Source organism: Bradyrhizobium sp. (genome assembly GCF_030646015.1).
GTDB lineage: Bacteria > Pseudomonadota > Alphaproteobacteria > Rhizobiales > Xanthobacteraceae > Bradyrhizobium.
The window spans coordinates 1-22,171 of sequence record NZ_JAUSLT010000005.1 but is presented as its reverse complement, the minus strand read 5'-3'; the positions used below and the strand labels follow the sequence as shown (position 1 = coordinate 22,171).

The following is a 22,171-nucleotide window of genomic DNA, read 5'->3' as shown; positions in this document are numbered from 1 at the left end:
ATCAACGTGACGATCTAACAACGTCATTGCGTGGAGCGCTTTTGTCCGCCGAAGCCCGCCTTCGGGCGAAGGCGGATGCGACGAAGCAATCCACTCTTCCTTTTTTGCCGCTTTATGGATTGCTTCGCTGCGCTCGCAATGACGTTGTGAGAGTATTGCCAGGCTTCTCGCCCGCGAGATGTTACGACTTCCCGTAAGCTTCCCGCATCTTCGCCTGGATCTTCGCCATGCCCGCGATCCAGCGATCGTAATTTTCGGTCTTCTTGCGCATGTAGCCCAGCACCTGCGGGTGCGGCAAAATCACAAAGGTTTCCTGCCCGAGGCCGGCCAGCACGTCCAGCGCGACCTGTTCCGGCGTCAGATCGCCGTCACCGGATTGCGGGCCTTTCGGGATCGAGCGCAGCATGTTGGTATCGACGCCCTGCGGGCACAGGATCGACACCTTGATGCCGTCGGCCTTGTGCGAGATCGCGAGGTTCTCGGCAAAGCCCACGGCTGCATGTTTGGTCGTGGAATAGGCCGGGCTGCCGACCTGGGACAAAAGCCCCGCGGCGGAAATCGTATTGAGGAAATAGCCGCCGCCGCGCGCCTTCATGCGCGGGATCAGGTGCCGCGCCGCATAGACATGCGCCATGACGTGAATGGCCCAGCTTCGCGCCCACGGCTCGTCCGAGCTGCCGCCGGCATTGACCGACATCGGGTCAAAACCGCCGCCGATGCCGGCGTTGGAGCAGAACAGCGCGATCGGCCCAAACTTCTGCTCGGTCTCCTCGATGAGGTGGCGGATGTCCTGCTCCTGCCCGACATCGCATTTGAACGCCGCGCCGCCGACCGAGGCCGCGACGGCCTCCGCATTGGCCAGATCGAGATCGGCGACCACGACCTTGGCCGCACCGGCGCGATGGAAGGCTTCACACAGCGCCCGGCCGATGCCGTTGGCGCCTCCGGTGACAACCACGACTTTACCCGCCACCTGCATCGCCACGCTCCGATTGTTTGTCAAAAATTCAGGTCAAGACTAGATCGAGCACGGCGGTGTAATGGCAGGCGGCGCCCGACAGCACGAAGCCATGCCAGATCGCGTTCTGGAAACGCAACCGTTGCCACGCATGAAAGATCACGCCGAAACTGTAGAGCAAGCCGCCGAGCGCGATAAACCACAGGGCCATCGTCGGCAGCGACGCCACCACGGTGTCCCAGACCATGAAGCCACTCCAGCCCATCGCGAGGTAAAGGCCGACCGACAGCCGGTCGAAGCGGCCCGGCAGCACCAGCTTGATCACGATCCCGGCAATCGCCACGCACCAGACGCCGATCAACAGCGCGATGGCGAAGACGTTGTCCTTCAACTGCAGGAAGATCGGCGTGTAGGTCGCCGCGATCAGCAGATAGATCGCCGAATGATCGAAGCGGCGCAGCACCCATTTGGCGCGCGAGACCGGCCACAGATTGTAGGTCGCCGACAGCACCAGCATGGCCAGCAGGCCCGCGGCATAAACCGAAACGGCAGCCACTTCGATGCCGGTCGCGTAAATGGCCGCCAGCACGATCAGCACGATGGCCGCGACCAGGCCGCAGAACACGCCGATGCCGTGCACCACGCCGTCGGCGATCAGTTCGGCCCGGTCGTAGTTCCAGAGCATGGCGCCGGCCGCATGGACGGAGGTCGAGGCGAGTTGTTTCAGTCTGAAGATGGTCATGGCGGCCCGGCAGGCTGTGCTAGCGAAGCGTTAAGACATACCTCCGGGGAGGTCAACGAACCGGGCTTCTCCACCCGGATCGCGTCTTTAGTATGAAACTTGATTTTGCCCCGCCAATCGCCACTTTTCGGATAGCTTTCCCGCGAATTATCCCCGCCAAACCGAGTTGTCCCCTCCCGCATGGCCCCCAGTTTTCAAGATATCGTCGAGGAAGCGCGGCTGTCGGCGCGGGCCCTGAAGGACTATGGCGACCAGTTTTTCAATCCGACGGTCCGGCTTGGGGTCACCGGGCTGTCGCGCGCCGGCAAGACGGTGTTCATCACGGCGCTGATTCACGGCCTCACCCGCGGCGGCCGCTTTCCGATCTTCGAGCCGTTCGCCACCGGGCGGATCGCCCGCGCCAGGCTGGAGCCGCAGCCCGACGATGCGGTGCCGCGCTTTGCCTATGAAAATCATGTCCGAACCCTGGTCGAGCAGCGGCACTGGCCGAATTCGACGGTCGATATCAGCGAACTCAGGCTGGTGATCGACTACCAGCGCCAGAACGGCGCGGACCGTACCCTGACGCTGGATATCGTCGACTATCCCGGCGAATGGCTGCTCGACCTGCCGCTGCTCGGCAAGAGTTTCGAGCAATGGTCGGCGGAAAGCCTCGCGCTGTCCCGGGAGCCGCTGCGCGCCACGCTCGCGGCGCCATGGCACGCCCATCTCGGCGCGTTGGTTGCGGAAGCGCGGGCTGACGAACAGGCGGCGCTGACGGCAGCCAGGCTGTTTACCGATTATCTGCGCGCCTGCCGCGACGAACGTTTTGCCATGAGCCTGCTGCCGCCCGGCCGCTTCCTGATGCCCGGCAATCTCGCTGACACCCCGGCGCTGACCTTTGCACCGCTCGACGTGCCGATCGACGGCGCGGCGCCCGAGGGTTCACTGTGGGCGATGATGGTGCGGCGCTACGAGGCCTACAAGGACGTGGTGGTCCGCCCGTTCTTCCGCGATCACTTCTCGCGGCTCGATCGCCAGATCGTGCTGGTCGATGCGTTCTCGGCATTCAATGCCGGGCCGGAAGCGCTGGTCGACCTCGAAGCGGCACTGGCGGGAATCCTGGATTGCTTCAGGATCGGGCGCAGCACGTTCCTGAGCACCCTGTTCCGGCCGCGGATCGACCGCATCCTGTTTGCAGCGACCAAGGCCGATCATCTGCATCATTCCAGCCATGATCGGCTCGAGGCCGTGCTGCGGCGTATCGTCGGCAGGGCGGCCGCACGGGCCGAGGACACCGGCGCCATGATCGACGTCGTCGCACTGGCCGCGGTCCGCGCCACCCGCGAGGCGCAGGTCGCACGCGGCCGCGACAAGCTGCCCTCGATCCTGGGGACGCCCGCCGCCGGCGAGATGGCGAATGGCGAGGCCTTCGACGGCAACACCGAGGTCGCGACCTTTCCGGGCGACCTGCCGGCCGATCCGGAAGACCTGTTCAACGGCGACGCCGCGTTTCGCGGCCTCTCCAGCGCCTCGGCCGAGAAGAGCGATTTCCGCTTCCTGCGCTTCCGCCCGCCCTTGCTCGAACGCGACGGCAGCGACGCGCCCGCGCTGCCTCATATCCGCCTTGACCGCGCCCTCCAGTTCCTGATCGGAGACAGACTGCAATGAGCGAGCGCCCTCCTCACCGGCGGCCGGCGACCTTCAAGCTCGACGACCCCGGCGTCATCGTGATGGATCCGGATGATTCCAGCCGCCCGTCGAAGGGCACGATTCACGTCAGGCCTGAAGCCGATGCCGCCCTGCTGCCGGTCCTGGTCGAGGCGCCGCTCATCCCCGTACAACGCGGCTTCCGCTGGGGCACGATGTTCTGGAGCGCGCTGGGTGGGTTGGTCACGCTCGGCCTCGGCCTTGGCGTCACCCGCCTGATCGAGGACCTGTTCGCGCGCAGCGAGAGTTTTGGCTATATTGGATTGGCTTTTGCGGCCGTCGCTGCGCTGGCACTCGTTGTCATTGTCACCCGCGAGGCGCTGGGTCTGGCACGCCTTGCGACCATCGAAAAACTGCACCTGCGCGCCAGCGCCGTACTCGCCAGCGACGATCGCACCGAGAGCCGCGCCGTCGTGCAGGATCTGCTCGGCCTCGCGCACCAGAACCCGCATCTGGCGCGGGCGCGCGCCGCATTGCAGGGCCATGCCGACGACATCATCGACGGCGCCGACATGGTTCGCCTCGCCGAGCGCGAATTGATGACGCCGCTCGATCAGGAGGCGCGCCGGCTGGTCTCGCAGGCGGCGCAGCGCGTCTCCGTCGTTACCGCCGTCAGCCCGCGCGCCGTGATCGACGTGTTGTTCGTGTTCGTGGCGGCGCTGCGGCTGATCCGGCAGCTGGCGCGGCTCTACGGCGCGCGGCCGGGCGCGCTCGGCATGTTCAGGCTGATGCGCCAAGTCATCGCCCATCTCGCCATCACAGGCGGCATGGCGGTGGGCGACAGCCTGATCCAGCAGGTGCTCGGCCATGGCATCGCAGCAAAGCTGTCGCAGCGGCTCGGCGAAGGCGTCCTGAACGGGCTGCTCACCGCGCGGCTCGGGCTTGCCGCAATCGACCTCACCCGCCCATTGCCGTTCAACGCCCTGCCGCGCCCAGCACTCGCTGACCTCGCCAAGGACCTGCTGCGCAAGCGCGACGGCGAGGAGTAACTGCGTTTTGACAATGGATGTCGGCCAGCTCTTATCCCTCCCCCCGCGCTTGCGGTGGGGAGGGTGGCCGGCCGAAGGCCGGTCGGGTGGGGGGCTGCCTCAGCAAACCATCTGCGAGTTGAACGCGCTGAAGCACCCCCCACCCGTCACATCGTTCGCTGCGCTCACGATGTGCCACCCTCCCCACCGCTGCGCGGGGGGAGGGATAAGCGCCAGCGTGCGCGGGCGATAGAGCGGCGAATCCTTCTCCGGCGAAAGCTCCGGTGTCCAGCCGGTCAGTTTTTCCAGCGCATAGGTATCCATCACAATTCCGCGCCAGCTGCGCTCGACCCGTTCGAGCGGCTGCCTGATCGCGGTCGTCGACCTCCATACCGGGCTGATATGGTCGGGCTCGCGCCCGACATAGAGGCCGGTGCGGCCCCGGATCGCATCCATGCCGGGATCGCGAAAACCTTCGAACCTGCCGCGCTCGTTGATCTGGATGACCGGCACGCGATCGCCGAAGAACCAGCGCAGCATGGCGTAGGTGCGATAGTCCGTGGTGGCGATCCAGGTGGCGCCGGTCTGTTGCAGCTGGGCCTCCGCCCGCGCCACCACCTGCTGATAGCCGGCCTCGCCGCCGATCGGATCGGCCCGGCCGATAAAATTCCAGGGAGCGACGACGTAATAGAGAAAGACCGCAACGACGAAGACGATCCCGGAAGCGATCGCTATCCTGGCCCAGCGGATCGTGGATTGCACGATCCATGCCGGCCACCCTTCGCGCGACAGCATCGAGATGTTGATGGCCGTGGCGGCAAATCCGGCCGGCCAGATGAACATCGGCCAGGTATCGCCGACCCTCAAGGACAGCGATTTCAAGAAGAAATAGCCGAAGGGGACGATCACGGCGGTCGACAGCAGAATGGCCACCGCGTCACCGCGGCGGTAGCCTCGCCACGCCGTCAGAGCCACGCCCGACAACACCACCGGCAGCAGGATGAAACCGACCAGCCCGAACTGCAGCCCGATATAGTCTCCGACGGTACGAAACGACAATTCGTGGGTCGCGGTGGCGCGCACCAGCTGGAACCGGAACGACGCCCAGTCGTGCTGCGAATTCCAGATCAGAACCGGCAGGAACACGACGATCGCAATCAGCGCGGCTGCCCAGGGATACGGACTGGCCAGCCAGCGGCCGCGCCACTTCGGCACCAGCATGAAGGCCGCGACCGCGGGAAGCAGCATGATCGCGGTGAATTTCGACAGCAGCGCCAGTCCGGCGAAGGCGCCGGCGGCCAGCCACCAGCGCGCGTCGTTGCTCTCGTGAAGCCGCACCAGCGCCCACACCATCGCGACCGCAAACGGGATCAGCGCCACGTCGGGCGAGACCTTTGCCATCAGCAGCCCGTAGTACAGCGCGGCCTCCGGCATCAGCACGGCGATCACGACCGCCCGCGCGTCATGCGTCACGCGCCGCACGATATCGGCGAGCAACAGCTGCGTGACCAGCATCGCCACGATGCCGGCGAACCGGACGCCCAGATTGGTGTCGCCGAAGATTGCGGTACCGAACCGGATGAACCAGGCGATCATCGGCGGATGATCGAGGAAGGACAGCGCGCTCTCCTTCGACCAGGTCCAGTAATAGGCCTCGTCGGTGCGCAGATCGATCACGCCCGCATAGATCAACCGCATGGCCGTCAGCGCCGCGATCAGGGCGGCAACCACGAGCCATTGCCGCGAGGCAATCCTGGCAGGCGTTGCACTGCCTTGCATGGGCTGGGGGTTCGTCACGGCGCTTTCTCCCCGACTCCGATGGGGGTGTCAACTTGCGGCGGGCCCGGCCTTAACTCCCATTTGGGCCTTGACGCCCTTGGCCTTAACCCCCCATGGCGTCCGAGCCGTTCCCAAACTAACATCGGCAGAACCTCAGGGCATTCAGATCGGACCGCATGGCCTCAATATCGCAGCAACAGCTCCCGAAATTCCTCCGCGGCATCAGCATCCGGCAGGTCCGGCTCGGCTGCGGACTGGTGCTGTTCGCCTATCTGGTCAGCCATTTTCTCAACCACGCGCTCGGTAATGTCTCGATGGAGGCGCTGGCCGGCGGGGTCTACTACCACACCCTGTTCTGGCAATTTCTCCCGGTCGCGATCGTGTTTTACGCCGCCGCGCTGATTCATGCCGGCCTCGGTCTCTGGGCGCTTTACGACCGCCGGCAATTTCGCTGGAAGGCGATCGAGCCGCTGCAGCTCGTACTCGGCCTCAGCATTCCGGCGCTGATCATCACCCACATCGCCGGCGTCCGGCTCGGCCAGGCGTTGTTCGGACACGAGAAGCTCTATCCGCAGGTGTTTTTCGCGTACTGGGTGGTATGGCCGTACAAGATCTGGCTGATGCTCGCGGTCATGACCATTGCCTGGGTCCATGGCTGCATCGGTCTTTACTTCTGGCTGCGCATGAAGGCGTTCTACAAGAACGCGGCGCCGTTCCTGCTCGCGGCGGCGGTGCTGATTCCGGCGCTGGCGATGCTCGGGCTCTATCAGGGCGGACGAAGCGTCGTCGATAGCGACAGCAAGGAGTGGCGGGCGGAAAATCTCTCGCGACAGCAGGTCGGCACAGCAGCCGAACAAGCCGTCCTGCAGCGCATCGAGAATTACTTCCTGATCGGCTATCTCGGCCTGCTCGGATTTGTGCTGCTGGCCAGAGGCGTGCGCGCCCTCCACGAGCGCCGGGCCGGGATGGTCAACCTGTCCTACGGCAATGGCAAGACGGTTCGGGTGCCGAAGGGCCTCAGCGTGCTGGAGGCGAGCCTGCGCAACAATGTCCCGCATGCCAGCGTGTGCGGCGGCCGCGCCCGCTGCTCGACCTGCCGTATTCGCGTCATCGGCGACTGCGCGGCGCTGCCGGAGCCCTCGATGCGCGAGGCGTTCGTGCTCAACCGCGTCGGGGCCGGCGCCGATCCGGCGATCCGCCTCGCCTGCCAGCTCCGGCCGGAGGCCGACCTGTCGTTCTTCCAGATCTTCCTGCCGCAGACTACGGCGGCGACCTTGCGGACTTCGAGTCCTTCCCGCATCGGCGAGGAACGCTATCTCGTCAGCCTGTTCGTCGACATGCGCGGTTCGACCAAGCTCGCGGAGAAGCGGCTGCCGTTCGACACCGTCTTCATCGTCAACCGTTTCCTCGGCGCGGTGTCGCAGGCCGTGCTCGAATGCGGCGGTCAACCAAACCAGTTCGTCGGCGACGGACAGCTGGCGCTGTTCGGGCTCGCCTCGGATCCGCAAACCGCCTGCCGCCAGGCGCTGCAGGCAGCCGGCATGATATCGGCCAATATCGACGAATTGAATCAATTCCTCAGCCATGATTTGCGCGAGCCGATCCGTTTCGGCGTCGGCATTCATGGCGGCGAGGTAATCATCGGCGACATCGGTTATCGCGATCACATGGTGTTCACCGCGCTCGGCGACGCCGTCAATGTCGCAGCACGTCTGCAGGACATGACCAAGAGCCTCGCCTGCGAGGTCGTGGTGTCGGAAGAAGTTCGCATCACCGCCGGCCTTGCGGAAGACAGTTTGCCGCAACAGGAAGTCACGATCCGCGGGCGCGCCGAGGCGATGATCGTTCGCTCCGTCGAGCACGCGAGCGCATTGTCCGCGTTGGTTAATGATTTGAATGCCGTCGCCGTGCAATTGCCGCACGACGTCGCTGTGTGATGTTTTTCACACCTGAATAATCATTCAGGAAATTGTCGCCGAACCACATGCTGTTTTCTCGAACCCCGCTCCTGAGGGGCGCGACTGATGTGCGATGCCTGAGACTGAAACGATCAACACGCGCTACGGCGCACATCAAGGAGAACGACTATGTTTCGCAAACTGACTCTCGCACTTGTTGCCGCGGCTTCCCTCGGCGCTGCGGCGCTGGCTTCTACCGCGGCCTCCGCCAGCCCGCTCTGGCTTCCCCACCACCACCACCATCTCCACGGTCATCACCACCTTGGCCTTGGCTTCGTGGTCGGCGGCGGCTACGGCGGCGACAGCTGCTACCAGGCCCGACGCGTCTGGACCCCGTACGGCTTTCGCTTCCGCGTCGTGAACGTCTGCGCGTGGTAATCGGAACTTCGGTTTCGATCCGGAACCCCGGTCGCCTCCAGCGGCCGGGGTTTCTGCTTTGGCGGGTTTCAGCGCAACGCCGTCAGGCCGGCAAAATTTGAAACGCTCGGCATTTCTCCGGATCAAATGATCGCCAAAATGGGCAAAAAACGCCAATGCGCCACGATATCGATCGTTTTCCGCCGAAATCGAGCTGTCGTTTGCGCTATCAAGCTTGCGTTATCCGGCGTATCCTGTGTTTTCGGGCAGGCCGGTGTGCGGGGACCGGCAGCTCGTTAATTGTTTTGATCCCGCGGAGACGACGTGATGGCTAAAGGTACTGTGAAGTGGTTCAACGCGACCAAGGGTTTTGGTTTCATCCAGCCTTCGAGTGGCGGCAAAGACGTTTTCGTTCATATTTCGGCGGTCGAGAAAGCTGGCCTTTCCTCGCTCAACGAAGGACAGACGGTCGAATACGAAGAGGTTGCCAATCGCGGCAAGACCTCGGCCGAGAACCTCAAGGTTTAAGGCTGGGCGCGCGGTCCGCAACAGCGCACTCTCGGATCTGATCCGGGAGTGGGACTTCCAAGAACATCTCAAAAAAACAGAGTGCAATGGGCAGGAGCGGGCATCGCTCTTGCGCGCAATGAACCGGCGCAGAACGCGCTGGTTTGATCCTCAATCTTCCTTCACCCATTTTTGAACCGTCATGACATCCGGTGGCTGCGCGTAGCCGCGTGTCCACATGTCCACGACCCATTCGACCCTGGTGGCGCGCTCGACCAGCACAGCGGTGTTGTGCGGCGTCTGCAGCACAAGCGCATTGCCCCGGTAATGCGGGTCGCCCACCCCGTGATATTTCAGCAGGCCCCATTGCTGCAGCACCAGCAGCAGGCTGGTGGTGTTGCGGGTGGTATCCCAGCAGTCGTAATTATGCCCGTCGTCGCGGTGGCGGAAATCCGCCTTGGCGACGCGCCTGCTGGTGCCGATGATCGGCCCCATGCGGCGATCGAACCAGACCACCGCTTTCTGCACTGCCGCCCGTTCCGCCGCAGCCGAGGTGCGGCCCGCCGCCATGATCTGCGTCAGCGCGTTGCGGTCGCCCGGCGTGAAATCGAGAATCGCCCGGCGGCGACACACGAAGCCGTAGCAGACCGTCATGGATTTCGCGGTCGGGGGAAAGATCGACACCGTGCTGTAGAGTTCGGCGATCGGTGCGCTGAGTTGGGCCGCGAGCGCAGACAGCGGAACGGCAATCGACGAACCTGCCAGAAGCGCAGCAAAGCCGCAAAACCACAGGGTTCTGCTCCGCCTCCCAGATCGTTGCCGCCTGCCCGTCAGTGCCATCGGCCGCCACAACTCAAACCGAGAAATCGCGTGGAACCTATCGCAGCGGTTTCGCGGTGCCAAGCTCGGCGGCATGATAGAAGATGCTGGTTCCCCAGGGTACGTCATGGCATCCGAATCACCACTTTTCCCGCCCTTCGAAGCGCCTTATGCCGCCGACGACGGCGCCATCGCGGCCCGGCTTCTCGCCGCCGCGGGACTGCGCGCGGAGCAGGACGCTCGGATCGACCGCACCGCAACGCGCCTGATCGGCGCCATCAGAACCAATGATGACCGGCTCGGCGGCGTCGAGGACATGCTGCGCGAATTCGCGCTCTCCACCAAGGAGGGCCTGGCGCTGATGGTGCTGGCGGAAGCCCTGCTGCGCGTGCCGGATGCCCGCACCGCCGACCAGTTCATCGAGGACAAGCTCGGCCAGGGCGATTTCCTCCATCACGAGACCAAATCCAGCGCCTTCCTCGTCAACGCCTCCGCCTGGGCACTCGGGATGTCGGCGCGCGTGATCCAGCCCGGCGAAACCCCGCAAGGTACCATCGGCCGGCTGGCAAAACGGCTCGGCGTGCCCGCGGTGCGCGCCGCCACGCGGCAGGCGATGCGGCTGATGGGCAGCCATTTTGTTCTGGGCGAGACCATCGAAGCAGCCCTCGAGCGGGCGAATTCGGCTGACGCCACCCGCTATTCCTTCGACATGCTCGGCGAAGGCGCGCGCACCGCTGCCGACGCCGAGCGCTATTTCAATTCCTACGCCAGTGCGATCGAGGCGATCGGCCGCGCCGCGGATGACCGGCCCCTGCCCGGGCGGCCCGGCATCTCCGTCAAACTCTCGGCGCTGCATCCGCGCTTCGAAGCGGTGAGCCGGCAGCGGGTGATGGGCGAACTGGTGCCGCGGCTGATCGACCTGGCGCGCCGCGCCAGCAACCATGACCTGAATTTCACTGTCGATGCCGAGGAAGCCGACCGGCTCGAATTGTCGCTGGAGGTGATCGCGGCAGTATTCAGCGACGCATCGTTCAAGGGCTGGGACGGATTCGGCCTGGCGATCCAGGCCTATCAGAAGCGCGCGGAAGCCGTGATCGGCTACAGCGACGAACTGGCAGGCGCGCTGAACCGGCGGATGATGCTGCGTCTGGTGAAGGGCGCCTACTGGGACACCGAGATCAAGCGCGCGCAGGAACGCGGCCTCGATGACTATCCGGTGTTTACCCGCAAGGCGATGACCGACCTGAACTACGTCGCCTGCGCGCACCAATTGCTGGCGCTGCGGCGGCGCATTTTTCCGCAGTTCGCCACCCACAATGCGCTGACGGTCGCAACCGTGCTCGAGCTTGCGGACGGGACACGCGGGTTCGAGTTTCAGCGCCTGCATGGCATGGGCGAGGCGCTGTACGCGCAGTTGAGCGAGGATCGTCCCGACATTGGCTGCCGTACCTACGCGCCGGTCGGCAGCCACCGCGATCTGCTGGCGTATCTGGTGCGGCGCCTGCTGGAGAACGGCGCCAATTCCTCGTTCGTGGCGGTTGCCGCCGACGATACCGTGCCGGTGGCCACACTGCTGCGGCGCCCGGCGGATATCGTCGGCGCTGCCGCCAACGCGCGGCATCCGAATATTCGCCTGCCAGCCGACCTCTATCAGCCGCAACGCCAGAATTCTCATGGCATCGAATTCGGCGATCGAGCGGCGCTGGGTGAGCTGGTTTCGGCGATCGCCGCGGAAACTACTCCGGCAGCAGGAAGCATCGCCGATGCGACGCCTGAAGATGCCAATGCGGCGATATCAGCGGCGCGCGAGGGGTTCAAGGCCTGGAGCCGGACGCCGGCGCAGCGGCGCGCGACAATGCTCGAACAGGCCGCCAACGTGCTGGAGCAGCGGCGCGCGCATTTCATCGCGCTGCTGCAACGCGAGGGCGGCAAGACCCTCGACGATGCGCTGTCCGAAGTCCGCGAGGCCGTCGATTTCTGCCGCTACTATGCCGCGGAAGGCCGCAAACTGTTTGGTGAAAGCGAGCCGCTGCCCGGGCCGACCGGCGAGAGCAATGTGCTGCGGCTGCGTGGCCGCGGCGTCTTCATCGCGATCTCGCCGTGGAATTTTCCGCTGGCGATCTTTTTGGGACAGGTTGCGGCGGCGCTGATGGCCGGCAATGCGGTGGTGGCAAAACCCGCCGAACAGACGCCGCTGATCGCGGCGGAGGCCGTGCGCTTGCTGCATCAAGCCGGCGTCCCCACGTCGGCGCTGCAGCTGGCGCCCGGCGACGGCAGCATCGGCGCTGCGCTGGTCGCGCATGCTGATGTCGCCGGCGTGGTCTTCACCGGCTCGACCGAGGTGGCGCGGTCGATCAACCGGACGCTGGCCGCCAAGGACGGCCCGATCGTGCCGCTGATCGCGGAGACCGGCGGCATCAACGCGATGATCGTGGACGCCACCGCGCTGCCCGAACAGGTTGCCGACGACGTCGTGACCTCGGCGTTCCGCTCGGCCGGCCAGCGCTGCTCGGCGCTGCGCCTGCTGTTCATACAGGACGATGTCGCCGACCGCATGATCGAGATGATCGCCGGCGCCGCCCGCGAACTCCGGATCGGCGATCCCTGCGACCTTTCCACCCATGTCGGGCCGGTGATCGACGCCGAAGCGAAGCAGCGGCTGGACACGCATGTCGCACGCATGGAAAAAGAGGCACGCGTGCATTTCGCGGGTGTCGCTCCCGGCGGCAATTACGTTGCGCCGCATATTTTTGAACTCGCGAACGCGGATCAATTGACCGAGGAGATATTCGGGCCGGTCCTCCACGTGGTGCGCTATCCCGCGGACGGAATCGATCGCGTGCTGCAGTCGATCGAACGCTCCGGCTACGGGCTGACGCTCGGCATCCACTCGCGCATCGACGATACGGTCGAGGCCGTGATCGAGCAGCTCTCCGTCGGCAACATCTACGTCAACCGCAACATGATCGGCGCCGTGGTCGGGGTGCAGCCGTTCGGCGGCCATGGCCTGTCCGGCACCGGCCCCAAGGCTGGCGGGCCGCATTATCTGGCCCGATTCGCGACCGAACAGACCGTGACCGTGAATACCGCGGCGGCCGGCGGCAATGCGGCGCTGCTGTCGGATAGCGAATCAAAGACGTTCGCGCTTGCTTACCCTCCCCTGGAGGGGGAGGGTCGACGCGAATGAAAGGAGCGGCGGGGTGGGGTGACAGTCTCTCACCTCGAAAATTCCCCGCGTTAAGAGATCACCCCACCCCGCCTCGTATCGTGCTTCGCACGATGCGAGACGACCCTTCCCCTCCAGGGGAGGGTAAGAATGTCCCGTTGCATCGTCTGCCCAACATGGGTCAAATGACCTCCGGTTCTCACGCATAATTCCAGCACACGGACAAAACCAACAAGAATCACGGGAGCGGCGGCACTATGGAAAAAGGCATTTTTGACGGCCTCAAGGTTCTGGACTGCGCGAGTTTCATCGCGGCGCCTGCGGCTGCTACCGTGCTGTCGGATTTCGGCGCCGACGTGATCAAGATCGAGCCGCCGGGCCTCGGTGATCCCTATCGGAACCTGCCGAACCTGCCGGGATACCCCGCCAGCCAGCACAATTACTCGTGGATGCTGGAGGCCCGCAACAAGAAGAGCCTGGCGCTCGACCTCTCCAGGCCGGAGGGTCAGGCGGTGCTGCATCGGCTGGTGACTGAGGCCGACGTCTTCATCACCAATTTCCCACCGGCGGTGCGCGAGCGCCTCGCATTGACCTTCGCTCAGTTGGCTCCGCTCAACGAGCGGCTGATCTATGCCTCGTTCACCGGCTACGGCGAAAAGGGCGAGGAGGCCAACAAGCCCGGCTTTGACAGCAACGCCTATTGGGCCCGCTCCGGCCTGATGGACCTGGTGCGCGCCGATGAGAACACCACGCCGGCCCGCTCGATCGCCGGCATGGGCGACCACCCCTGCGCGATGGCGTTTTACGGCGCGATCGTCACCGCGCTGTACAAGCGCGAGCGCACCGGCAAGGGCTCACATGTCTCCTCCAACCTGATGGCCAACGGTATCTGGGCCGCCTCGGTGCTGGCGCAGGCCAAGCTGTGCGGCGCCAAATTTCTGGAGCGGCGGACGCGCGAGCATGCGCTGAACGCAGTCACCAACCATTACCAGTGCAAGGACGGCCGCTGGATCATTCTCTCTTTGCTCAACGAGGAGAAGCAGTGGCCGGCGCTGGCGCGCTGCATCGGCCGCGAAGATCTCGTCACCGATGAGCGCTTCGCCACCAAGGCCGGACGCCATGCGCGGTCGATCGAACTGATCAGGATTTTCGATGAGACCTTTGCGACCAAACCCCTCGCCGAATGGCGGCAGATCCTCGACGGCAACGGCCTGGTGTTCGGCGTGGTCGGCATCCTCGACGACATTCCCAATGACAAGCAGATGCTGGAGAACGAGGTGCTGGTGCCGTTCGAGAACGACACCATGCTGACCATCAACAGCCCGATCTGGGTCGACGGCGCCAAGAAAGTCCGGCCGCGCAAGCCGCCCGGGATCGGCGAGCACAGCGACGAGATCTTGCGCAACGCAGGCTACGACGAGGCAGCGATCCAGAAGCTGCGGGCGTCCGGCGCGGTGGCCTGAACGCCGATGCCCGTCTATCGGCTGCATTATTTTCCGGAATCGGGAAACAGCAGCAAGCTGGCGCTGATGCTCACGCTGTGCGGCCAGAGTTTTGTGCCGGTCTGGACCGATTTCGGCGGCGGCGTCACGCGCACGCCGCAGTGGCGGCGCGACGTCAACCCGATGGGCGAGATCCCGGTGCTGGAAGTTGACGGCGAGCGGCTGACCCAGACCGCGCCGCTGCTGCTGCAACTCGCCGAACAATATGGCAAGTTTGGCGCCGGGACGGAGCAGGAGAAATTCGAACTGCTGCGCTGGCTGTTCTGGGACAATCACAAACTCACCGGCTACATGGCGAGCTACCGGTTCATGCGGACCTTCACGCCGTCAGCCGATCCGCAGGTTCTGAAATATTTCCGCAAGCGGCTCGACGATTTCCTCGGCATTCCCGAGACCCATTTGCAGCACAATGACTTCGCCATCGGCAAGCGCGTCACCGTGGCCGATTTTTCGATGATGGCCTATCTGCACTATCCCGCCGACGAAACCGGATATGATTTCGCGGCGAGCCACCCCGCCATAAAAGCCTGGCTCGATCGAATCGCAGACCTGCCGGGCTGGCGGTCGGCGTATGATCTGTTGCCCGGCAAGCGACTGCAGCATTACGCGTGAGCTACCTGTTCTGCAGCAGCCCCCAGCCGATCGCGGCGAGACCGATGATGACCGCGACCGCGATCGCCCATGCGCTGACCTTGATATCGCCGACCGTCTGCCAGTCGGCCTAGTGCCGTGCATTTGATTCCGGTCAAATCCGGCAGGCGCAAACCGGACTAAGGTTTTTCTGGCGAGCCCTGTTACTTCGCGGTTCGCGTTTGCCTGAACAATGTTCGAGAGCAAGGGAAGACGGAATGTCCAACAACCAGAACGGAAAGAAACCGGCACACAGCGATGCCGACGTGCCGGCTGATCAAGATGCGGCGCGGGAGCAGGACGACGGCCTTGAAGCGGTCAAGCCTCATCTGACAGGGATGATCGGAATGCACATCGATCAGCCTCAAGAGGATACGGCAACCGGCTCACCAGGTGCCGATCTCGATCGCGACTTGGCCGAGGAGAACTAGCGCCGGCCATCGTGCGATGGCAGCCCGCGGAATACGCGACGGCGCATCGCGTGATTACCGACGAGCCATCAACGGCGCGGTCCGTCGGATTCTGCCGGGGTCAGGCGAGAGGAGGAACAGCCGGAGACGGCGGGACTGGAACGTGAAAATATTTCTGTTCCGGTGGCAATACGAGTCGAAAGACGACTGCCTTCGGTTCTCGCCAAGATGCCAAGGTCGCGCCGCAGCCAATACATTGGACGCTGCCTGGCGTTCCTCTCACGGTCGTGGCCTCGGCCACTTCATATGATGCCTTGCAGGATATGCAGATCAGGTTCGATATTCTCATAGCAACATTCTGCTCAACTTAGGGGGCGGCGCATTGAGCCAAATCAACCCGATCGCTCAGCCCAACGTCGCGGGACGAATGAATGGCAATCCACGCCCGCCGAAAACAAGGCGATACTTGGCTTATTGGCGCGGCGGGGCCGTATCGGCCGCAGTTCTTCAAATCCGGGCGTGCGGGAACGCCTATGGCGGATTGCCCTGCAACATTCCGGCCAAATCAGCCGCCGTACCGAGTTCTTGAACCAGGAACTCCAACACGACGTCTTGTCCGCCGTAGGTTTCCGCCTTTTTCGGATCGACATAGATTTCGACCCACCTTACGGCGTCACTCATTCTCTCGCGATAGTTGCCATCATCAAAGATGTTCAACAGCCCGCACACCTCCGGCACCAGTTCGGCGTCACTGCGAGCGACCAGCCTGCTCGTGAGGTATCTTATTTGTTCTTCTATGGTCACGTTTCGCGCCGCTATCCCACCCGGCATGCCATAGTCAATGAGCGGTGCCTGCGCTCATTGTTACATGAAATATGTTGCAGTTCCGTGTCAATGTTCTTCACCGCATGCCGCATAAAGCGACATCCTTCAGCCAAACCGGCCGGTGATAAACCGCTGCGTGCGCGGATCGCCCGGTGTCACGAATATCTGGCGCACGGTGCCAAATTCACCCATTTCGCCCAGATACATGAAGCCCGCATAATCTGAAACCCGCGCGGCTTGCTGAAGGTTATGAGTTACGATGATAATCGTATGGTCGTTCTTGAGTTCATCGATTGTCTGCTCGATTTTTGCCGAAGAAATCGGATCGATGGAGGCGCAAGGCTCGTCGAGAAGAAGGACTTCTGGCCGAATTCCGATGGCGCGGGCAATGCTGAGGCGTTGCTGCTGACCGCCTGAGAGTTCCAGTCCACTTTTCAGGAGGCTATCCTTCACCTCATCCCAAAGCGCCACGCGCCGCAATGCAATCTCAACCTCTGTATCCATTTGCACCTTGGCGAGACTTCGATTGAGCCCAATGCCAAAGGCGATGTTGTCGTAGATGGACATCGGAAACGGCGTTGGTTTCTGAAAGACCATACCAATTCGGGTTCTCAGAATCGCAACGTCCTGCTTCCCGGACAGAATGTCCTCGCCATCGAACAATACTTCGCCGTCGGCGTGCTGACCGGGATAGAGGCTGTAGATGCGATTGAAGACGCGCAGCAGGGTCGACTTGCCGCAGCCGGAGGGGCCAATGAATGCGGTCACGCGGTTGGCATAGATCGGCACCGACACGTCTTTGAGTGCGCGATTGCCATCCTGATAGTAGAAATTGAGATGTCGAACGCTGATTTTCTCTTCGACCAGTTCCTGGTCTGGCTTTGACCGGATGACTTTGGCTAGCTGATCGAATACCCCAGCAGATTTCCCCGAGGGTTCGGCGGTGGGAATTTTCCCGATTTCGGGAGCCTCGCTCAACGACATTGTCATGCTCTCGGTCCAGTTAAGAGTGTTGATCAAAATTGTACCAATGGCGCCATTGACGCTTTGATCAATCTCAATGGACTCGATCAGAAAGCCAGCCAGCGCAGGCTTCACGTCATGAAACGGTCATTCCATTGTCATCCAGGAGCTTCGGCGTTGATGGAGCGTACTGCTTTCCGTCACCTGTCATCGTTACAGGTTGCGACGATGGCAGCGTTATCGCCCTCAGGGCCACGGTGCGGCCTTCCATTGGTAGGCACCGAGAGCGATCATGTCGCGCCCGGACAGTCGGCCTAGATCACGTCGAGCAACGGACCGGCCAGATCACTTTCAACGGGCGTCGATAAATCGCGTTGTGCTAGCGGCTCTTGACGAAACACATGCCGATCCGCGAGGTCTTGCCGGCGGCCTCGCAGGCGAGCCCCGCGGCGCAGGTCCAGTTACGAAAACTCGGATCGTCGTCGGCGGCCTTCGCGCTTGGCTGGTAACAATGCGCGCCCCAGCCGTCGTAATGGCCGGTGCCCTTGAGCTCCGCCAAAAATTCCGACCTGGTGCGCAATTGCGGGCGCTCGGAAAATCCGCGCGAATAATCCGGGCTGCTGCCCCATTTCATCGAGTTGAGAATATCGCGGCGCCGGATCTGGTCGCCGAAGAAATGCGGCGACGCCGGAACGACGGTCGAATTGGAAGGCTTGGCCGCCATCCAGTCCACACCCGGGAAATGAAAACCGCCGATGCCGCGCGTCTGATGACAGCCCGAACAGGTGACATCGTTCAGCCGGCGCCTGAAGCCGGCGACCGAGCGGATGTTGGCGGGCGTCACGCCGACGTCAGCGGCCTTCCTGAGCGCGGCAACGATCTCGCTCTCGCTGAACACGGGGTTCGCACCCTCGCCCTGCACCAGGCCGTATTCCGGCTGCAGTTCGGAGGGATCGAAGCCGACCGGCGTCGAGGCGATCGCCGCCCTGGCCAGGAACCGCTCGGGTATCAGGACCGTGCCGCGATCGAATTCATTGAGATGCCTGGGATCGAGCAGCCAGGCCTTGAAGTCGCGCCCAAGATCAGCGTTCGCCAGAATTCGCTCGCGATCGATCTGGTTTTCCATCGGCGCTTCGTCGAAGGCGCGCGCCGTGGAATCGAAGCGAAACACCTTCAAGAGATAATCGGTGCGAAATTCGCGTACCGCCGATTTCGGCGCATGCGCGATCTGCAGATTGGTTTCGATGCGATCGATGTTTTCAGGCCGGATCAGATCGAGCGGGCCGTCGCGCGCAAGCAGCCGGGCTACGAGATCGGCGCCGGTGAGCGTCGATTCGCCGGCATCCAGCCAACGCCGGGCGATCCCGGCGCAGGTGATCCCGGCGCCCTTGGCGTCGGTCATGCCGCCGCCCCTCGCCTTCAGCACGATGTTCAGCGTCATCGGCAGGCGCCGCGGCGCGCCGTCCTCGCCGGCTGGCCCCGTCCGCGCCAGGCGGTAGATCAATCTGACTTCGCCGCAGCTCTCCGGCGAGGCAAAGGCGCGGTCCATCCGGTTGACGATGCCGGCCAGCACGAAGCGCGCGTCGTCTGAATACAACACGGCGCGATCGAACAATTGAAAGTCATGTCCGGTTCCGACGCCGATGCTCTCGTTCGGCAGACCAGCCTTGTGCCTGACGATGTACCGTTCGAACTCGGCATCGAGCGCCGTGCGGACCATCGCCATCGACGGCAGGGTGAACAGCTGGCCGCAGGTCAAGGGAATATCGACGGATCTCTCCGGCACCATGACCCGCGCCACGGCAAACCGGCCGCGATCCAGTTCGCGCAACGCCAGCGGATCGGTGATCGCCGCACCACGCTCCAGCGCCGGGCCTTCGGCGGCGCGCGCGGGTCCGGTGCCGCATAACAAAACAAGGATGATGAAAACAAATTGCAACGCGCGGTCCATATCCTGACAAACCCCGCATCAGCGCCCTCATTCCAGGCATTCTGCGGGCAAGGTTTTGTGGTCAGGAAAATAGCCGAACAGAGGAGCGTGTGTCTCGCAGAGTTTGTCCACCTCACCCCGCAAGCGGGGCGAGGTAACAGACCGTCTGCGCCTGATCCTACCGCGCGACGACGAGGCCCTTGCTGGTCACGACCACCCAGCGGCCGTCCTGCTTGCGGATGGCGTCGACGCGGCCGAGGCCGGGGACTGGGTCGCCGGCATACACTTCATAGATTCCCTGGCGTCCCTCGATCAGCGCACCGCCATGGGCGACCTCGCGCAACACCCAGCCCTCGACCGTCGGCAACCGCGCCACTTCGGGTTTTGCTACAGGCAGCGGAACCGGTGCGGCGACCGCCGCCGTTGCCGGAGGCGAGATCGAGCCGGTGACATCCTTTGCCGCCGCAGGAGCCGCCGCGACCGGCACCGGAGCCGCCTGTGCGGCCTTGAGCTTCTCGACGGCTTCGGTGAGCCTGGCGAGTTTGGCGGCGGGCTCGGCCTGCGCCTTCTCGATCTTGTCGAGACGGTCGCTGGCCTTGTTGTCCCTGACGATACCGACCTTGGAGGTCTGCTCGACACTGGCCTTCAGCGCCAGGATGTCGGCGTCGATCCGGGCCACGGAAGCTTCGAGAACGAGATTGTTCGATGTTGCCGAACCTCCGCCGGCAAAATGCATCACGCCCGCGGTCGCCAGAGCGCCGCCGAGCGCGCCCGCTATCGCCGCCAGCGCCACAACGGCCGCCAGCGCAGACAGCCGCCGCTTGCCGAACATGCCCTGCGCCTGCTCGGACTCCACGTCGGGCCCGACGCCCTGGTGATCCCAGGCGCGGTCGCCGGACGACATGATCAGGATCTTGCCCGGCGCGCGCGGCGCGTCGGCCTTGGCGGTATCGGCGGCGTCAACCTTGGGAGCGTCAACCTTGGCTGCGGCCGCCTTGATGGCGTCCTTGGGAGCATCGCCCTGTGCAGGGACCAGATCGGGAGATTCGACCTCGGCCACGGCTTTCGGGGCTTCCTGTGCCGACACCGGCTGGCTTGCCGCGTCGGATGAGTTGGAAACGGCCGGCCCGGCGCTGACGGATCCGGATTCGCTGCTGGTCGGCTCGGCCTGCTGTTCGCTCACGTTCGAATTCTCCAGTAAAGGTTCACCATTTGGTAACTTTCATTCGTTGCGAAATCGTTACCCGGCTGAGCCCTTACCAAAATTTTAGGAACTCGCTCCGCCCGGGTTTGACGCCACCCGTTCATGTTGCTCTGCGGCATCGCCCCGGAGCGTCCCGATGTCTCGTTTGCGCCGTCCGGTTTCAGGACTAACATATCGACAGCGACCAGCCAGAAGGCGGGGGCTCCATGACCATCGAGAAATGCATCAACGAATTCGATGTGGATCAGGTCATTTTCGAGGAGGGCTCGACCGGGCGCGAGTTGTTCGTCGTGCTCGACGGCAAGGTCGAGATCGCCAAGGTCGGCAGTGCCGGCAAGACCGTCATCGTGACGCTCGGCAAGGGCGAATTCTTCGGAGAGATGGCGGTGATTGACGGCTCGTCCCGCTCCGCCACCGCGATTGCGGCCGCGCCGAACACCAGGGTGATGCGGATCAATCACGCCCGCTTCGTCTATCTGGTCAGCCAGCAGCCGGCCTTCGCGCTGATGGTGATGGATGCGCTCAGTAAACGCCTGCGGGCTTCCAACGCCGTCAATTTCAGGGCGGCCGCTCCATGAGCGAGCGCAAGCCGAGCCCGTTCCCGATTCTACTGAACAACGACGTCTGCTCGCTGATCGAGGCCGCCGAGAATGTCTACCAGATCCGTTTCAAGAACCGCGCCGCCAACGCCTATCTGGTGCGCGGCAGGAGCCGGACCATCCTGATCGATGTCGGGCTCTCCTCCAATTATCCGGCGCTGCTGGAATGCCTCTGCCATGTCGGTTGCCCGCCCGAGTCGATCGACATGGTGATCCTCAGCCACGAGCATCTCGATCACATCGGCGCCGCCTGGCATTTCGGCGGCCGCACCCTGATCGCCGCGCACCGGCTGGCCGCCAACAAGATCATGCTGCGCGACGATTTCTCGATGCTGCGCAAGATGTTCAACGAGCCGCCGGAGCCGATCAATGTCGATCTCTGGCTGGAGGAAGGCAATCTGATCGACCTCGGCAATTTCCGCCTCAACGTGATGTATACGCCCGGCCACACCTCGGCCTGCATCAGCCTGTTCGAGCAGGACCAGGGATTGCTGTTCGCCGCCGACACGCTGATGCCCGGCGGCGTGATGGGCGGCGTGTTCGGATCCGGCAGCATCGCCGACTACATCCAGTCGCTGGAGCGGCTGAAGGGTTTGAACTCGAGAATACTGCTGTCCGGACATGGCCGGCTGTCGGATACGCCGCAGGACGACGTCCGCGTCGCGATTCAACGCTCCCACACCCTGTTGTCCGACACCGCGCAACTGTTCGACGCGCTCGACGCGCGCTCGAATTTCGAACCGATCATGCAATCGGTGCGCGACCTCAACAAGCTCGACGACGGCTGAGCTCCCGGCTTGACGTGCCGGTTTGACAAATGGCCCGGCGGCCTGTTCAAAAGCAGCAACCATAATGCTGCAATGAACCCCTGGGGAAACATATCGTGAAACTTTACGACTCGATCGGACCGAACCCGCACATCGTCCGCATGTTCATGGCGGAAAAGGGCATCGACATACCCCGGCAGACCGTCGACCTGCGCAAGGGCGAAAACCGCGAAGCCGAGCATCTGAAGCGCAACCCCCACGGCCAGATGCCGACGCTCGAGCTCGACGACGGCAGCTATCTGTCGGAGATCACCGCGATCTGCGAATACCTCGAAGAGAAGAATCCCGCGCCGGCGCTGATCGGATCGACGCCGGAAGAGCGCGCGGAGTGCCGGATG

20 protein-coding genes are annotated in these 22,171 nt (G+C 63.7%); 12 read left to right on the top strand and 8 right to left on the bottom strand.

All coding sequences use genetic code 11. From position 1 onward, the window contains the following. Positions 1–181: 181 nt before the first annotated feature. A complete protein-coding gene (locus Q7T45_RS00470; RefSeq protein ID WP_304865973.1) occupies positions 182–979 on the bottom strand; it encodes an SDR family oxidoreductase in 798 nt (265 codons plus the stop codon). A gap of 28 nt (positions 980–1,007) precedes the next feature. Continuing rightward, on the bottom strand, positions 1,008–1,700 hold the full coding sequence (locus tag Q7T45_RS00465) for a hemolysin III family protein (protein WP_304865970.1): 693 nt from the start codon (positions 1,698–1,700) through the stop codon (positions 1,008–1,010). A 180-nt stretch (positions 1,701–1,880) separates the two neighbouring features. Between Q7T45_RS00465 and Q7T45_RS00460 the strand changes: the two genes are divergently transcribed. Together Q7T45_RS00460 and Q7T45_RS00455 are read left to right on the top strand one after the other, a co-directional pair. Further along, on the top strand, positions 1,881–3,350 hold the full coding sequence (locus tag Q7T45_RS00460; RefSeq protein ID WP_304865967.1) for a YcjX family protein: 1,470 nt from the start codon (positions 1,881–1,883) through the stop codon (positions 3,348–3,350). Continuing rightward, complete coding sequence (locus Q7T45_RS00455; RefSeq protein ID WP_304865964.1) at positions 3,347–4,378, top strand: YcjF family protein; 1,032 nt, start codon at positions 3,347–3,349, stop codon at positions 4,376–4,378. The genes Q7T45_RS00460 and Q7T45_RS00455 overlap by 4 nt, the downstream gene beginning before the upstream one ends. 99 nt (positions 4,379–4,477) lie before the next feature. Here the strand turns inward: Q7T45_RS00455 and Q7T45_RS00450 are convergent, their stop codons facing one another. Beyond that, positions 4,478–6,136 (bottom strand): glycosyltransferase family 39 protein, encoded by a 1,659-nt coding sequence (locus Q7T45_RS00450; RefSeq protein WP_304866034.1) that lies wholly within the window; start codon positions 6,134–6,136, stop codon positions 4,478–4,480. Between the two features lie 176 nt (positions 6,137–6,312). On the opposite strand from Q7T45_RS00450, the gene Q7T45_RS00445 reads away from it, so the two are divergent. The 3 genes from Q7T45_RS00445 (at position 6,313) to Q7T45_RS00435 (ending at position 8,979) form a co-directional block, all read left to right on the top strand. Further along, a complete protein-coding gene (locus tag Q7T45_RS00445) occupies positions 6,313–8,073 on the top strand; it encodes an adenylate/guanylate cyclase domain-containing protein (protein WP_304865961.1) in 1,761 nt (586 codons plus the stop codon). A 150-nt stretch (positions 8,074–8,223) separates the two neighbouring features. Then, a complete protein-coding gene (locus Q7T45_RS00440; RefSeq protein ID WP_304865958.1) occupies positions 8,224–8,472 on the top strand; it encodes a hypothetical protein in 249 nt (82 codons plus the stop codon). A 306-nt stretch (positions 8,473–8,778) separates the two neighbouring features. Further along, the gene (locus Q7T45_RS00435) at positions 8,779–8,979 is read left to right on the top strand and encodes a cold-shock protein (RefSeq protein ID WP_029584170.1); all 201 of its coding nucleotides are present in this window, start codon (positions 8,779–8,781) and stop codon (positions 8,977–8,979) included. Between the two features lie 150 nt (positions 8,980–9,129). On the opposite strand, the gene Q7T45_RS00430 is transcribed toward Q7T45_RS00435, so the two are convergent. Next, entirely contained in the window at positions 9,130–9,798 is a 669-nt protein-coding gene (locus Q7T45_RS00430) for a hypothetical protein (RefSeq protein ID WP_304866030.1), read from the bottom strand. Positions 9,799–9,904: 106 nt separating this feature from the next. On the opposite strand from Q7T45_RS00430, the gene putA reads away from it, so the two are divergent. The 4 genes from putA to Q7T45_RS00410 all read left to right on the top strand — a co-directional run bounded on the left by putA (position 9,905) and on the right by Q7T45_RS00410 (position 15,506). After that, on the top strand, positions 9,905–12,964 hold the full coding sequence (putA, locus tag Q7T45_RS00425; RefSeq protein WP_304865951.1) for a bifunctional proline dehydrogenase/L-glutamate gamma-semialdehyde dehydrogenase PutA: 3,060 nt from the start codon (positions 9,905–9,907) through the stop codon (positions 12,962–12,964). Between the two features lie 236 nt (positions 12,965–13,200). Further along, positions 13,201–14,406, top strand: coding sequence for a CaiB/BaiF CoA-transferase family protein (locus tag Q7T45_RS00420; RefSeq protein WP_304865948.1), 1,206 nt, complete (start codon positions 13,201–13,203; stop codon positions 14,404–14,406). 6 nt (positions 14,407–14,412) lie between these two features. Then, positions 14,413–15,057, top strand: coding sequence for a glutathione S-transferase family protein (locus Q7T45_RS00415; protein ID WP_304865946.1), 645 nt, complete (start codon positions 14,413–14,415; stop codon positions 15,055–15,057). A 236-nt stretch (positions 15,058–15,293) separates the two neighbouring features. Then, the gene (locus Q7T45_RS00410; RefSeq protein ID WP_304865943.1) at positions 15,294–15,506 is read left to right on the top strand and encodes a hypothetical protein; all 213 of its coding nucleotides are present in this window, start codon (positions 15,294–15,296) and stop codon (positions 15,504–15,506) included. A gap of 510 nt (positions 15,507–16,016) precedes the next feature. Here Q7T45_RS00410 and Q7T45_RS00405 read toward each other — a convergent pair. The 4 genes from Q7T45_RS00405 to Q7T45_RS00390 form a co-directional block, all read right to left on the bottom strand. Further along, positions 16,017–16,289 carry a hypothetical protein gene (locus Q7T45_RS00405; RefSeq protein WP_304865940.1) on the bottom strand — a complete coding sequence of 91 codons (273 nt, stop codon included), beginning with the start codon at positions 16,287–16,289 and terminating at the stop codon, positions 16,017–16,019. Positions 16,290–16,415: 126 nt separating this feature from the next. Next, positions 16,416–17,294 (bottom strand): phosphate ABC transporter ATP-binding protein, encoded by an 879-nt coding sequence (locus Q7T45_RS00400; protein ID WP_370691186.1) that lies wholly within the window; start codon positions 17,292–17,294, stop codon positions 16,416–16,418. A gap of 358 nt (positions 17,295–17,652) precedes the next feature. After that, positions 17,653–19,224, bottom strand: a complete 1,572-nt coding sequence (locus tag Q7T45_RS00395) for a hypothetical protein (RefSeq protein ID WP_304865937.1) — start codon at positions 19,222–19,224, stop codon at positions 17,653–17,655. Positions 19,225–19,381: 157 nt separating this feature from the next. Then, positions 19,382–20,386, bottom strand: a complete 1,005-nt coding sequence (locus Q7T45_RS00390) for a hypothetical protein (protein WP_304865934.1) — start codon at positions 20,384–20,386, stop codon at positions 19,382–19,384. 227 nt (positions 20,387–20,613) lie between these two features. On the opposite strand from Q7T45_RS00390, the gene Q7T45_RS00385 reads away from it, so the two are divergent. The 3 genes from Q7T45_RS00385 to Q7T45_RS00375 all read left to right on the top strand — a co-directional run. Next, entirely contained in the window at positions 20,614–20,985 is a 372-nt protein-coding gene (locus tag Q7T45_RS00385; protein WP_304865931.1) for a Crp/Fnr family transcriptional regulator, read from the top strand. Next, positions 20,982–21,794 carry an MBL fold metallo-hydrolase gene (locus tag Q7T45_RS00380; protein WP_304865929.1) on the top strand — a complete coding sequence of 271 codons (813 nt, stop codon included), beginning with the start codon at positions 20,982–20,984 and terminating at the stop codon, positions 21,792–21,794. The genes Q7T45_RS00385 and Q7T45_RS00380 overlap by 4 nt, the downstream gene beginning before the upstream one ends. A gap of 95 nt (positions 21,795–21,889) precedes the next feature. After that, a partial coding sequence (locus tag Q7T45_RS00375; protein ID WP_304865927.1) for a glutathione S-transferase N-terminal domain-containing protein occupies positions 21,890–22,171 on the top strand: 282 nt, incomplete at its 3' end.